At 37.1% G+C, this 13,712-nt stretch carries 17 protein-coding genes; 6 read left to right on the top strand and 11 right to left on the bottom strand.

The features are described from left to right. Nucleotides 1–64: 64 nt before the first annotated feature. Nucleotides 65–1,270 (bottom strand): FtsW/RodA/SpoVE family cell cycle protein, encoded by a 1,206-nt coding sequence (locus tag J7E77_RS17050; RefSeq protein WP_214715921.1) that lies wholly within the window; start codon nucleotides 1,268–1,270, stop codon nucleotides 65–67. Between the two features lie 202 nt (nucleotides 1,271–1,472). Then, nucleotides 1,473–1,754, bottom strand: coding sequence for an Fpa/YlaN family protein (locus J7E77_RS17045; protein ID WP_214715920.1), 282 nt, complete (start codon nucleotides 1,752–1,754; stop codon nucleotides 1,473–1,475). A gap of 223 nt (nucleotides 1,755–1,977) precedes the next feature. Here J7E77_RS17045 and J7E77_RS17040 point away from each other — a divergent pair, with 223 nt between their 5' ends. Further along, nucleotides 1,978–2,475 carry a peptidyl-prolyl cis-trans isomerase gene (locus J7E77_RS17040; protein WP_214715919.1) on the top strand — a complete coding sequence of 166 codons (498 nt, stop codon included), beginning with the start codon at nucleotides 1,978–1,980 and terminating at the stop codon, nucleotides 2,473–2,475. 40 nt (nucleotides 2,476–2,515) lie between these two features. Here J7E77_RS17040 and J7E77_RS17035 read toward each other — a convergent pair whose 3' ends face one another. Beyond that, entirely contained in the window at nucleotides 2,516–3,844 is a 1,329-nt protein-coding gene (locus J7E77_RS17035) for a PhoH family protein (RefSeq protein WP_214715918.1), read from the bottom strand. A gap of 205 nt (nucleotides 3,845–4,049) precedes the next feature. Between J7E77_RS17035 and J7E77_RS17030 the strand changes: the two genes are divergently transcribed. Beyond that, nucleotides 4,050–4,634 carry a YhcN/YlaJ family sporulation lipoprotein gene (locus J7E77_RS17030; RefSeq protein ID WP_214715916.1) on the top strand — a complete coding sequence of 195 codons (585 nt, stop codon included), beginning with the start codon at nucleotides 4,050–4,052 and terminating at the stop codon, nucleotides 4,632–4,634. 23 nt (nucleotides 4,635–4,657) lie between these two features. Here the strand turns inward: J7E77_RS17030 and J7E77_RS17025 are convergent, their stop codons facing one another. Next, entirely contained in the window at nucleotides 4,658–5,113 is a 456-nt protein-coding gene (locus tag J7E77_RS17025) for a pyridoxamine 5'-phosphate oxidase family protein (RefSeq protein ID WP_168242670.1), read from the bottom strand. A gap of 169 nt (nucleotides 5,114–5,282) precedes the next feature. Here J7E77_RS17025 and J7E77_RS17020 point away from each other — a divergent pair, with 169 nt between their 5' ends. Next, the gene (locus J7E77_RS17020) at nucleotides 5,283–5,483 is read left to right on the top strand and encodes a YlaI family protein (protein WP_214715915.1); all 201 of its coding nucleotides are present in this window, start codon (nucleotides 5,283–5,285) and stop codon (nucleotides 5,481–5,483) included. A 90-nt stretch (nucleotides 5,484–5,573) separates the two neighbouring features. On the opposite strand, the gene J7E77_RS17015 is transcribed toward J7E77_RS17020, so the two are convergent. Genes J7E77_RS17015 through typA form a run of 3 tightly spaced genes read right to left on the bottom strand, consistent with a single transcriptional unit; the run spans nucleotide 5,574 to nucleotide 8,049 of the window. Continuing rightward, a complete protein-coding gene (locus J7E77_RS17015; protein WP_214715914.1) occupies nucleotides 5,574–5,870 on the bottom strand; it encodes a hypothetical protein in 297 nt (98 codons plus the stop codon). Nucleotides 5,871–5,885: 15 nt separating this feature from the next. Then, a complete protein-coding gene (locus J7E77_RS17010) occupies nucleotides 5,886–6,191 on the bottom strand; it encodes a YlaH-like family protein (RefSeq protein ID WP_088086255.1) in 306 nt (101 codons plus the stop codon). Between the two features lie 19 nt (nucleotides 6,192–6,210). Next, nucleotides 6,211–8,049, bottom strand: a complete 1,839-nt coding sequence (typA, locus tag J7E77_RS17005; protein ID WP_214715913.1) for a translational GTPase TypA — start codon at nucleotides 8,047–8,049, stop codon at nucleotides 6,211–6,213. A gap of 179 nt (nucleotides 8,050–8,228) precedes the next feature. On the opposite strand from typA, the gene J7E77_RS17000 reads away from it, so the two are divergent. Next, nucleotides 8,229–8,414 carry a YlaF family protein gene (locus tag J7E77_RS17000; RefSeq protein ID WP_214715912.1) on the top strand — a complete coding sequence of 62 codons (186 nt, stop codon included), beginning with the start codon at nucleotides 8,229–8,231 and terminating at the stop codon, nucleotides 8,412–8,414. Between the two features lie 25 nt (nucleotides 8,415–8,439). On the opposite strand, the gene J7E77_RS16995 is transcribed toward J7E77_RS17000, so the two are convergent. Next, nucleotides 8,440–9,240: an inositol monophosphatase family protein gene (locus tag J7E77_RS16995; protein WP_214715980.1), complete on the bottom strand. Its 801-nt coding sequence runs from the start codon at nucleotides 9,238–9,240 to the stop codon at nucleotides 8,440–8,442. A gap of 263 nt (nucleotides 9,241–9,503) precedes the next feature. Then, the gene (locus tag J7E77_RS16990; RefSeq protein WP_088086251.1) at nucleotides 9,504–9,698 is read right to left on the bottom strand and encodes a hypothetical protein; all 195 of its coding nucleotides are present in this window, start codon (nucleotides 9,696–9,698) and stop codon (nucleotides 9,504–9,506) included. Between the two features lie 177 nt (nucleotides 9,699–9,875). On the opposite strand from J7E77_RS16990, the gene J7E77_RS16985 reads away from it, so the two are divergent. After that, the gene (locus J7E77_RS16985; RefSeq protein ID WP_214715911.1) at nucleotides 9,876–10,508 is read left to right on the top strand and encodes a YktB family protein; all 633 of its coding nucleotides are present in this window, start codon (nucleotides 9,876–9,878) and stop codon (nucleotides 10,506–10,508) included. Between the two features lie 41 nt (nucleotides 10,509–10,549). On the opposite strand, the gene J7E77_RS16980 is transcribed toward J7E77_RS16985, so the two are convergent. Continuing rightward, nucleotides 10,550–10,822 carry a UPF0223 family protein gene (locus J7E77_RS16980; protein WP_098933074.1) on the bottom strand — a complete coding sequence of 91 codons (273 nt, stop codon included), beginning with the start codon at nucleotides 10,820–10,822 and terminating at the stop codon, nucleotides 10,550–10,552. Nucleotides 10,823–10,864: 42 nt separating this feature from the next. Further along, complete coding sequence (locus tag J7E77_RS16975) at nucleotides 10,865–11,824, bottom strand: NAD(P)H-dependent flavin oxidoreductase (protein WP_214715909.1); 960 nt, start codon at nucleotides 11,822–11,824, stop codon at nucleotides 10,865–10,867. Nucleotides 11,825–12,025: 201 nt separating this feature from the next. Here J7E77_RS16975 and J7E77_RS16970 point away from each other — a divergent pair, with 201 nt between their 5' ends. After that, the gene (locus tag J7E77_RS16970) at nucleotides 12,026–13,498 is read left to right on the top strand and encodes an aminotransferase class I/II-fold pyridoxal phosphate-dependent enzyme (protein WP_214715907.1); all 1,473 of its coding nucleotides are present in this window, start codon (nucleotides 12,026–12,028) and stop codon (nucleotides 13,496–13,498) included. Nucleotides 13,499–13,712: the final 214 nt, after the last annotated feature.

Raw genomic sequence — 13,712 nt, 5'->3', positions numbered from 1 at the left:
AGCACCTCATATTCTATGTATTTTTAAAAACGCGAAGAAGCAAATATTGTCCTTCGCGTTTTGATTAAATATAGAAAACCTTGCCATCTTTTGATTGATTCCTATTAGTGACTTGATCCTGTTTATTTTTATATTTTTTTTCATATTTCGAGAACATAGAAACATTTACAAGTATTCCTGTCGCTCCCGCAAGCATCAAGAGTGATGATCCTCCGTAACTAATAAATGGCAGCGGTACACCAGTCAGTGGAATTAGCCCAGAAACTCCTGCTAGATTGATAAAGGACTGAATCCCAATCATACTCGAAATACCAATAGCAAGCAGACTACCAAAGGGGTCCTTACATTGTAAGCCAATATAAATTCCCCTTAATACAATATAAAAAAGGAGAATCATAACGAATCCTACACCCCAAATCCCTAATTCTTCCGCAATTACGGCCATAATGAAATCCGTATGTGATTCCGGCAGATAACCAAGCTTTTGAATACTTTTCCCGAGACCCAACCCATTTACTCCACCAGAACCGATGGCGATATAGGAGTTTGCCAAGTGAAAACCTTCATTATTTACATATTTATCAGTAAAAGGATTATCTAATACAGCAAAACGACTTAGTTGTTCGTCAGAAAAAAACTTCCCCCAGGAAACTAAAATAAGCGGCAGAAGGACAATAAGCGCCAAAATAAGTAATTTACCGATACTTTTAAAATTCATCCCAGAGCATAAAACAATCATACATGCTATGGCTATGATAATAGAAGCTGTACCGAAGTCAGGTTGAAAAATGATAAGTGCACATATGATAAAAAGATATACTAGAGGCGGGAGAACACCTTTGTTAAATTGATTGATATAGGCTTGCTTTTTCGCATAAACGGCTGCTAAATAAATGATGGCTGCAAGCTTGACAAACTCCGATGGTTGAAATAAGAAAGTGCCAATGGAGTACCAGCTTTGCGCATTATTTTTTTCTACCCCAAATACAAATAATCCTAATAGAGATAAAATAGATGATAGCACAATCAATACCAGAACTTTTTTGAACATCATGATCTTATATGGAATAATTGCTGCGATAAGGAAGATCACAGTAAAAATCATCAGCCATACTTTTTGTTTTTGGTAAAAATAATCAGGTGGATAACCATACCTTTGAACTGCGGAAGCCATGCTTGAGCTATAGATCATAACAAGTCCAAATATACACAAAAGGATGGTGGCAATAATTAATGAATAATCATATGATTTCAATATTTTTTTCAGCATTTAAAAAGTCCTCATTTTCAATATTGATTTTTATCACCCTATTATAATAGAAAATAAACAATTTTACTTGAGGAAAAGTTAATTTGTTACAACAATTTAATAAAGAATATTCTGAAATAAGGAAAGTGATGAGCCCGTTTTTGTTTTCTTGAAATAATAAAAAACCCAAACAATTAACATGGATTGTTTGAGTTCTTTGCTACTATTTCCTTAACGATGAATCGTGAAGCGCTGATAATTCTCTTTCTAATGTATCTAGAATTGCCTTACCATCTTTACTATCTATTAAGCCTAACCGAACAGCAAAATCTATTTCTCTTGATAAACCAAACATTTGTGTATCCAATACCTCTTCATAAAGAGGGCATTGAGGCATCGTGAGATTGTCCATTTGCACTTTGATTAGCTTTAATATTTTTTCAGCGTCAGCCTGTAGTAAGGCATATGCTTTATCCTGGTGATTCACGATCATTTCAGACGCCAACATTGATCCCCCCATTTCAGAGCGATAATTCAACTTATCTATAAATTTTACCGTTTACAAAGGAAAATTGCAAGAACTATGAAGTGGATTGCACAAAGGAGTTTGTTTAAAACGGCAGCTATTCAGACAGGGTGTATCTTCTTACGGAACCTGCTTTTACTATTATGACATTTTGCCCAAAAAAAGTTATACTAATTATGCAAGGATTTAGGGGGAATGCAAAATGGAAAATATCATTATCATATCTGGAAAAGTGAAATATTCGATCACGCTTGATCCAGGTGTGTGGATTTTCGACGACCGACGAGTTGATTTAACGACCTTTTTTTCAACAAAATTAGAGAGTACCAATTCATTAGATGAATATACTAAAGCTGTTTCTAAGCATTGGGACCGTGAAATTATGGAGGGTGCAATTTATCCTCCTACATTGAAATCTGAAAAGAAATTCGAGAAGGAAAAGGTGTTAACTGGTACCTTTGGTATTCCATTGAAGCCTTTTTTATTAAATTCGGAGCCTGCTCGTGATGCTCACACTTTTGTAATTCAGAGCACAGAGGGGGACTATGAGTACCCTCTTGAAACAGCCTATGATTTTATATTGGGTTTCTCCGATAAAGGTAAACCACTTACGTTAGATGGTCCCGTTCATGTCTATTTAGGTGATGGTTCAAATCAACAAAGTCCAATTAAAAATATAAAGAGTTTTATCATAAAATAAGACGGGTGCCTTGGGCGCCCGTTTTACTTTTAAGGATTATTTACAGCAAATCTGCTGCCAAAAGTGCCAATCCTGACCTTTCCCCTTTCATTAATTTAACATGTCCGGAAATGACTTGATCCTTGAACTTTTCTACAACATACGTTAAACCGTTGTTATAGGCATCAAGATATGGATGATCTATCTGTTCTGGGTCACCCATTAAAACAATTTTACTGCCTTCTCCGACACGGGTAAGGATGGTCTTTACTTCATGCTTCGTTAAGTTTTGTGCTTCATCAATAATGATAAACTGCTTTGGCAAACTTCTGCCTCGAATATACGTTAATGCCTCTACCTCAATCGAACCCATACCTGCTAAAATCGCATCAAGTTCACCAGGCTTTTTAGTATTGAAAAGATATTCTAGATTATCAAAAATTGGCTGCATCCATGGTCTTAATTTCTCTTGTTTTTCTCCCGGTAAAAACCCTAAATCTTTTCCCACAGGTACAATTGGTCTAGCCACTAATAGTTTTTTATATTCCCTGAAATCTTCCGTTTGCATTAATCCCGCAGCAAGTGCTAGCAGAGTTTTTCCTGTACCAGCTTTCCCCGTTAATGTGACTAAATGAATATCCTTACGAAGTAATAATTCGATTGCCATAGTCTGCTGCACATTCCTTGAGTGAATCCCCCAAACATGGTCTTGATTCAGTGCTAATTTCTTTACCTTCGTACTCGTTTTGTCGACCATCCCAATGGCTGATGCTGAACTGCCAAGGGCGTCCTTCATAACGAGAAATTGATTTGGATAAAATGGGTGGTTTGCCAGTTCAGAGAGATTTAACTCCCCTTTCTCATAAAAGCGTCCTAATAATTCAATTGGTAGCAATACTTCAAAGAAACCAGTGTATATATGATCTATGTCTACAACACGGTCACTTAAAAAATCTTCGGCATCTAAACCAATGGCATCCGCTTTTACCCTGACGAGAGTATCCTTACTTACTAGAATAACCGGCTTCCCATTTTCCTTGGTTTGTTCCTCTAAGTATAAATTCTTTGCCACTGCAAGAATGCGATTATCATTTGTTTTTTCAATAAAAATATCCTGTAATTCATGAAAGCTACGATGATTTAATTCAATTCTAATTGTCCCCCCGCTCTCAAGCGGGATTTTTTCATGAAGCTTTCCTAATGCCCTAAGTCCATCAATCAACCTTGATACATGCCTTGCATTTCTCCCGACTTCATCCATGTACCTTTTCTTTGAGTCCACTTCTTCAAGAACCACTGCAGGAATAACAACTTCATTATCTTCAAAGGAGAAGAGGGAATACGGGTCTTGTAATAAGACATTTGTATCTAACACGTATATTTTGCTCAAAGCAACGCCTCCTGCTTTACTTGTTGTTAGATTTGTTAAATTGCAGAACAACCCTTTTGCTAGATTGGACTTTGGTAAAATATATGTTTATTGGAATAAAGATAGAAGGAGTTCCGCACAATAAATGTTAGTGAGACCATTCAATAATTCGTATGAAGAGGCTTAATTTCAAATTTTTTATAAGCAATGCGGAGGTGGGTAATAAATGAAGAAAACCTTAATTATTACTGCGTTATGTCTGATCCTAGCCGGCTGCAGTACAAAAAGGGAACTAACAAACAATGAGAACGCATCATATGTTAAGGTAAAAAACAGCTACATTGAAAGTGTTGACCGAAAAACGGGGCAGGAAATCTCCAAACGTTTAGTTAAGCTGGCGACAAGTATCCCAAATGTTAACGATGCAACTGCAGTGGTATTAGGAAGATATGCGATGGTCGGAATTGATGTAAACGCGAAAATTGATCGTTCCCAAGTTGGATCCATAAAATATTCTGTAGCCGAAAGCTTAAAAAAGGATCCGTACGGAGCAAAAGCAGTTGTTGTTGCTGACGCTGATACAACACAGCGTTTAAAAGAAATACAAACAGATATTAATAAGGGCAGACCAATACAGGGTATTATGGAGGAGCTAGCAGATGTAGCCGGTCGATTAATGCCTGAGATACCAGGAGACTTAATTACTCCAAGCCCTAAAAATGCCACCGAAAAACCTGATAAAAAGCTTCCTGAAAAGGATAAAAAGAAACTAGAAAAGGAACAAGAAGACCAATCTAATCACTATAAATAAAAATGAGAAAAGCTTAGGGATTCCTAAGCTTTTCTCATTGCTTCCATAACTTGATTGTCTAACTTTTGGGCAGCGTTTTTATCATATGTTTTATCATATTGAACTTCAGAGACAATTTTAGATCCATAAAACATAACATCCCTTACTGCTGTTATTGCTACTTGTATCAAAGCAAGCTTTAATGGTACATCTTTAAGTCTCTCTTCTATTATTTGGGCTGTCCCATGAATTGCGTATGTAGATTCATTAGCAATTATATTAATAACGACTTGATTGTTATTAATTAAATTCTCAAGAATTCTGGAACGATTATCCACCGCAAAATAAATGGTACTTTCATCTTTTGCTAATACCCAAGAAATAGAACTAATATTTGGCCCCCCTGATTCATGATCTACGGTTGCCACTGTCACGAACCGTTCCTTTTGCAGTTCATCATATAAAGGCTTGATTAGCTTTGGTTCCACTTGGTTTGCCATTAAAACATCCCCTTTACTTATTCCTTCACCCTGTTAAAAAACAGATATTCTCATATTACTACTATCCCATGCTTTCATCAAATTAAACCAATTGATTACATTCAAACTTTCTGCCATGATATACTAGAGGAAACAGTCGGTTATTAGAAATAGTTAAAGAGGTGTCTTAATGAGAGTTAAATGCGTAATTTGCGATAAAATTGAAGCGATTGAAGATGAATCGTTTGAGGCCAAGCGTCTACGTAATCGTCCCATCCATACATATATGTGTAAACAATGTAAGACAAGAATAACTGAAAAAACAAATGCCAGATTTGAAACAGGCAATTTCCGATTATATCGTGCGAAATCTGAAGAAGATGATTGGTAAAACGAAAAGCGGTAGCGTCCCTAGGCGCTGGAGCTGGACAAGAAAAAACCATCATGCTCATTCCAAAGTGGAATGAACATGATGGTTTTTTTATTCTTCTTCTTCGATTGGGTAATTCTCGTACTTTTCTGGCTCTTGATTGATTTGGTCTAGCATAACCTCAATTAATTCCTGAGGATAACGAGTTTTTTTAGTTTCTTCTCCTTGCTGATAGGAAACATAATACATGACATCATCTTTTGTTACCTCAATGTTTGAGAGGTGAAGATCAGCTATCATTTCTTCAAAAAGGTTTAGTGTATCTCGTGCTGCTGTGTCATCAGGCCTTGCGTCGCATACAACCTTAATAGTAAGCCAATTATATAGTGTATCCTGTACGGATTTCATTTAATTAAACCCCCGTTACTTCGCTTCAGCCTGATGCTTTTTAGTTTGATGTAAGCGTATTTTATAGATGATCAATAACACCGCCGCACCTGCAAGTCCTTCTGCAATTGGTAAGGCATAAGAAAAAATAAGCATTACAAAGCATCCAATTAAAAGGCAAATATAGATCACGATGTTTTTCAAAAGAGGCAGTTTTTTTGCAAAGCCTAACTTATATACAATTGCCGCTAAAATTACAATATATAAATACTGTAACCACACAGCAGTTTTTACATCTGTTAGTTCAATGAAAAATCTAAGACTAGGAGAGAATCCTTCCATCTTCTTGCACTCCTTTTACTTAACTCTGTTCAGCATATTTTTTCTTTTTAGCTGCTCTTTCACGTTCGTTTTTATCAAGAATTTTTTTACGAAGACGAATCGATTCTGGAGTAACCTCACAATATTCGTCATCATTTAAATATTCTAATGACTCTTCTAATGTCATAATACGCGGTTTTTTAATTACAGATGTTTGATCTTTGTTAGCTGAACGAACATTTGTCGCCTGTTTCATTTTTGTAATATTTACGGTGATATCATTTTCACGAGTGTTTTCGCCAACGATCATCCCCTCGTAAATTTCCGTACCTGGCTCAACGAAAATGGTTCCGCGGTCTTCAATTTGCATGATACCATAAGTCGAAGCTTTTCCTGATTCCATTGACACTAGAACACCTTGGTGTCTTCCGCCGACTTGACCTGGTAACATTGGCTGATAGCTGTCAAAGGTATGATTAATAATTCCATAACCGCGAGTCATTGTTAAGAACTCGGTTGTGTAACCAATTAAACCACGTGCAGGTACATTAAAGATTAAGCGTACTTGACCTGAACCATTGTTAATCATGTCAATCATTTCGCCTTTACGGGCACCAATGGATTCCATTACTGAACCAGTATGTTCTTCTGGGACATCTATTTGAACTCTTTCAACAGGCTCACAGCGTACACCGTCAATAACTTTGACAATAACTTCCGGTTTTGAAACTTGAAGTTCATAACCTTCACGGCGCATGTTTTCAATAAGAATTGATAAATGAAGCTCACCACGTCCAGAAACGATCCAAGCATCAGGTGAATCCGTGTTATCAACACGTAAACTTACGTCAGTTTGCAATTGAGAACGAAGTCTTTCTTCAATCTTTCTTGAAGTTAAATACTTCCCTTCTCTACCGGCAAATGGGCTGTTGTTTACGACGAAAGTCATTTGTAATGTTGGCTCATCGATTCTTAAAATCGGCAGTGCTTCCTGATGTTCAACAGGACAAACTGTCTCACCCACATTTATATCTTCCATTCCTGAAACAGCAATTAAGTCGCCGGCTTTGGCTTCTTCTATTTCTTGGCGTTTTAATCCAAAGAAACCGAAAATCTTGGTGACGCGGAATTGCTTAACTGAACCGTCTAACTTCATCAGTGCTACTTGTTGACCTACGTTCATCGTACCGCGGAAAACACGACCGATTCCAATTCTGCCAACATAATCATTATAATCAAGAAGGGCAACTTGGAATTGCAACGGCTCTTCATGATTATCAACAGGGGCAGGGATATATTCAACAATCGCATCATATAAGGATTGCATATTTTCATCTTGCTTTTCAGGGTTTGTACTAGCTGTACCATTAATCGCCGAAGCATAGATAACTGGGAATTCAAGTTGATCTTCAGTTGCTTCAAGTTCGATAAACAAATCGATCACTTCATCAATTACCTCTGCAGGTCGTGCAAAGTCACGGTCAATTTTATTGACAACAACAATTGGAGTTAACTTCTGCTCTAATGCCTTTTTAAGAACAAAGCGAGTTTGTGGCATACAGCCTTCATAGGCATCAACTACTAACAATACACCATCAACCATTTTCATAATCCGTTCAACTTCTCCGCCAAAATCAGCGTGTCCCGGAGTATCCAATATATTAATTCGTTTATCTTTGTATTGAATAGCTGTGTTTTTCGCCAAAATGGTAATACCGCGTTCTCTTTCTAAATCATTGGAATCCATTGCACGTTCTTCTACATGTTCATTAGTACGAAATGTACCTGACTGTTTTAACAATTGGTCAACCAATGTTGTTTTACCGTGGTCAACGTGGGCAATAATTGCAATATTACGAATATCATCTCTTAATTTCAAACAATTCCACTCCTACCTATATTTTAAAAATAAAACTATTTATAGTTTCTCATTTATAACTAAAACATTATACCACAAATAAAGTGGAAACCCCTAACCATTTTATTGTAGAATAAAAATATACTTAAAACAGTGGGCCTTTAACTAGCTGTATTTCAATGATAAAGGGGTATAAAATAATGAAAAACGTGAAGTGGCCTTTACTTGTGTATGCCATTCTTGCAGCCGCAAGTATAATGGGGATTGGAATCGCAATAGGCGAAAAAAGCTTAATAGGAGCAATCGGTTGTTTCGTTGCAATTATTGTAATAATGGGAATGGGCTTTAAAACAAAAAGAAAAATGCGCGAGAATGGTGAGTTATAAAAAGAAGCCTCGATTGGCTTCTTTTTTACCATTTTCCCTCTTTTAAGTAATCCTTTAAGATTGATTGGTGTAGGCCTGGTTTAGCTGAAAGCAAAGAATCCTGCGAAAGGAAATTCAGCTTATCTCCCCTTAAATTTGTCACTATACCACCCAGTTCTTCAATTATTACTGCCCCAGCAGCAATATCCCATGGTGATAAACGCATGGAAATATAGGCATCCACTCTTCCTGTTGCAACAAAAACCATTTCGAGCGCAGCAGAACCATAAGACCTTGTTCCTCTCGCTGCTTTAACAAGAGGAATCATTAAATTGTGATCGATCCGATGATTTTCCATCACCCATGTGGCATTGAGTGCGATGATGGATTCCTTAACGGTTGTTTCCTTTAGTACATCTAGAGGCTTTTCATTTAAATAGGCCCCATTTCCTCTTTTAGCATGATACAATTCGTCATGTACGACATCATATATGAGTCCGATCTTTCCAACACCATTTTCATACACGCCAAGGGAAATAGCAAAATTTCTTTGTTGATGGACGAAATTCATCGTCCCATCGATTGGATCAATCATCCAAACAATTCCCTCAAGATTATCAAGTGAATCACCAAATCCCTCTTCGCCCATTATTTTATGATCTGGATACACTTCTCTAATTTTACTAATAAAAAATTGTTCAATTTCTTTATCGATATTTGTTACAAGATCATTAGCGTTCGTTTTTGTTTCAATATTTAATGTTTCATTAAAAGATAACCTGATTTTAACCCCTGCCTCATTTACCCATTCCTTTGCATGAGCATAAATTTGATCCCAGTTCATAATTCTCCTCCAAATATCTTATTTCTTCATTAGTTTTCATGTATGTAGTATGATGCCGGACAAATTAGATGATGTACCTTTAGCTTAATCAAATTGATGTAACACAGCAACTTTTTGGCGTATTATAAGTTCCAATTATAGTAAAGGGCAATAATAAACGAACCCCCCTCTTTTTTGCTGGAGTTCGTTTTAGATAAGTTCAGGATATATTCTATTTCGATTCATTCTTATTTATTTCTCCTTGGATAAAAAAACCGTCTTATTTATCAAAGGGCTTTTAATCGTAATAATTCTTGGCGGATTTTTTCTAATTTTTGTTTGCAATCCTTCATTTTTTTCTCGTTCTTTTCCTCAATCGCTTCGAATAATGTTGCTAATTCATAATCCATTTCCAATCGCAAAACTGCAGTTCTTTCCTTTTCGCCTGCTTTTTTAAGTGAGGTATTCATAAGTTGTTTCACGTTTCTCCTCCCCTTCCTAAATTTAACTATTTTTTCAGATTATTTTTTTACTGTATAATATGAGTCAGGGAGATATGTTGCAACAAATATGTGCTTTAACCTAGAAAGCATCTCACTACTCGTCTGGTAAGTGGTATGCTACAATTAAGTACAATTGTTTTGTTGGAGGTTTAGTTTATGAGCTTTAAGGGATTTACAAATGAGGATTTTGATGTTTTTTTAATAGATGGTTTAGAGGCTAGAATGGCAGCTCTTAAAGAAACAATTCGTCCAAAATTAGAAGATTTGGGAGAATACTTTGCCCCTTCAATATCTGTATTAACAGATGATGAAATGTTTGTTCATGTCGCCAAACATGCAAGGCGCACTATTAATCCACCAAAGGATACTTGGGTCGCATTTTCAAATAGTCCTCGAGGTTATAAAATGCTTCCGCATTTTCAAATTGGCTTGTGGAATACCCATTTATTTATATGGTTTGCCGTTATTTATGAAGCACCCCAAAAAGATAAGATTGCTGCAAGGTTCTCAAAAAAAATCACTAAAATTTTCAAAGATACACCAAAAGATTTTGTTTGGTCTATTGATCATACAAAACCAGAAACAATTGAACACCGTCAACTAACAAAGGATGATCTTCATTCGCTGTTTGATCGGCTGCAAAACGTAAAGAAAGCAGAATTGTTATGCGGCTATACAATCAACAGGGAACAAGTCATCCAATTAGGTTCAGATGGGCTAATTCAACAAATTGAGGACGTTTTTAATAAAGTAGCCACACTCTATAAAATCTCTCTTAATAAAAAGTAATAAGAAGAAGCTCCCAGACCAAATAGTTCGGGAGCTTCTTCTTATTTCATTTTAATTTTATCCCCAGATGAAGCCTCTTTTGCTTTTTTTATGGTCCGATAGGACGAATAACCACTCATTTCTTCAAATTCACCACAAATAGTTTTTTCTTCCGCCTTGCTTGGGACAATTTCTTTAAATCGACGATACGCCTTCATTACCGCATCACGTTCAATTCCGTTTTCATACGCCTTCTCAATGGTTTCAAAAAATGCAATTACATCAACAATTTCATCTGTGCTCCAATGATAATCAATGGGATATTGGTATTCCATTCTTTCACCTACTAACTATTTTAACTAAAATGAATCATACATTTAATTTCCCCACTTTGCACGAATTTGTTCAGCATCTTTCATCATTCGATCGAATAACTCATGAACCGAAGGGACATCTTTAATTAATCCCATCACTTGTCCTGCCCATGCAAAGCCTTCATCAGGGACACCATCATAAATGTAGCGTTGGTTAGCCATTCCACTAATGAAATCTTTTAACTGATCATAACCTTCATTGTTTTTTTCTAACTCAAGAATTTTTTCTGTCCAGCTGTTAGCAAGTGCCCTGGCGGGAGTTCCTAGAGTTCTCTTGATGACAACCGTTCCAGATTCATTTCCTTCCACTAAAGTCTTCTTATATATCTCGTTTGCATGAACACATTCCTTAGTCGCGATAAATCTCGTACCCATTTCAATCCCTTCAGCACCTAAGCTAAGGGCTGCCATGAGCCCTCTGCCATCTCCTATTCCACCTGATGCAATAACAGGTATAGAAACGGCATCTACCACTTGAGGAACTAAAACAAGCGTGCCGACATCATCTCGTCCTAGGTGGCCTCCCCCTTCTTGACCGACGACCATTACTGCATCTGCACCGAGTTCTTCTGCTTTGACAGCCTGTCTTCTTGCCGCTACAAGGACAAGCGTTTTAATCTCTGTGCCTTTTAATTGTTCAAATATGGGGGCAGGATTCCCTCCTGTCATTGAAACAACCGGTACCTTTTCATCAATAGCCACTTGGAGGAAATCAGCAAATGGCCTCCCATGCTGTCCAATCGCAAAATTAACCCCAAAGGGATTTTTCGTCAATTGCTTCACCTTTCGTATTTCTGCTCTAAGCTGTTCAGGTTCACCTAAAGACATAGCTGTGATTTGACCAAGACCTCCGGCATTAGATACCGCTGCGGCCAATTCAGAATAGGCTAAATAAGCTAGACCCCCTTGAACAATAGGAAATCGTATATTTAATAATTCAGTAACACGTGTTTTCCATTCCAATTTAACCCCTCCAAAAACTTTCTATTTGTTATTTCGCCTCTTTAGGGTAATTTTCCTTTCTAATTGGGAAACTATCGTAAACCTAATAAGTAAAAACATTTATTTCTTTGCAATGAAAGGTATTAGTGCTATAATTCCTTTGTTTTTATGTTTTTGAATGACATAATTAGAGTATTTTTTATAAAGAGGTGTGGTTAAAAATTGTCTCAAAATCAAACACCGCTATTTAGCGGTTTATTAGCACATGCGAAAAAGAACCCAATTCAATTTCATATTCCTGGTCATAAAAAAGGAGCTGGGATTGACCCTGAGTTTCGAAACTTTATCGGTGATAACGCCCTGTCTATTGACCTAATTAATATTGGTCCACTAGATGACCTTCATCAGCCAAAAGGAATCATTAAGCAGGCTCAGGATTTAGCAGCCGAAGCCTTCGGAGCTGATCGAACATTTTTTTCAGTACAAGGGACAAGCGGAGCAATCATTGCCATGATTATGGCTGTTTGTGGTCCAGATGATAAAATTATCGTTCCAAGAAATGTTCATAAGTCAATTATGTCTGCTATTGTCTTTTCTGGTGCCATCCCTGTATTTATCCAGCCTGAGATTGATAAGGAATTAGGAATTTCTCACGGAATAACACCCGATGCAGTAGGAAGGGCTCTAGAGCAACATCCAGACGCCAAAGCTGTTTTAGTAATCAACCCAACATATTTTGGCATCTCCGGAGATTTAAAAAAGATTGTTGAAATTTCTCATTCCTATCATATTCCTGTTCTTGTTGACGAAGCCCATGGTGTTCATATTCATTTCCATGATGACCTTCCACTTTCAGCTATGCAAGCCGGTGCAGATATGGCGGCTACTAGTGTCCACAAACTAGGTGGATCGATGACCCAAAGCTCGATTCTAAATGTGAAAGAAGGACTTGTTTCCGCAAAACATGTTCAGTCAATTCTAAGCATGCTTACTACTACCTCCACTTCGTATTTATTACTTGCATCACTTGATGTCGCTCGGAAGCAATTGGCTACGAAAGGAAGAGATTTGATCGATAAAACCATCAATTTAGCGCAATCCATGCGGAAAAGAATTAATGAGATTGAAAATCTGCATTGTATCGGTGAGGAAATTCTAGGGTCAGAAGCTACCTTTGATTATGATCCAACCAAGCTTATCATTTCAGTTAAAGAACTAGGATTAACTGGATACGATGTTGAAAAATGGTTAAGAGAAAAACACAATATTGAAGTGGAACTTTCTGATCTTTATAACATTCTTTGTATCATCACGCTTGGAGACACAGAAGTGGAAGCCGACTTGTTAATTAATGCCTTAAAAGATTTGGCAGACGAGTGTGAACATCGCACCGAAAGAATTGAACCTGTTGAAGTTCTTCTTCCTGAAATTCCTGTACTTGCCTTAACACCAAGAGATGCGTTTTATTCTGAAACAGAAGTTATTCCTTTTGAAGAATCTGAAGGAAGAATTATTGCAGAATTTATTATGGTATACCCACCCGGTATCCCAATTTTTATTCCTGGTGAGATTATTACTAAGGAAAACCTCCATTACATTCGAAAAAACCTTGAGGCAGGTTTACCTGTACAAGGTCCAGAAGATGATGAAATTAAGTCAATTCTTGTCATTAAAGAGTACAAGGCAATAAAATAAAACAACAAAAATACAGGATTCCGATATCGGAATCCTTTCAGACTGTCGACAAATCCGAAAAACTTGGGTTTGCCGGCAGTCTTTTTTATGTCTTTGTTAATTTGTTTGTTGATTTGCGCTCCAGGCGCTTCGCTTTCCGCGGGCGTAGCGGGGAGCCTCCTCGGCGCTTAAGCGCCTGCGGGGTCTCCCCTGCTTCGTACTCCCGCAGGAGTCT

It is taken from the genome of Bacillus sp. ISL-77 (genome assembly GCF_018613105.1).
Note: the sequence above shows the minus strand (reverse complement) of the source record. Positions and strands in the feature narration are given on the sequence as shown.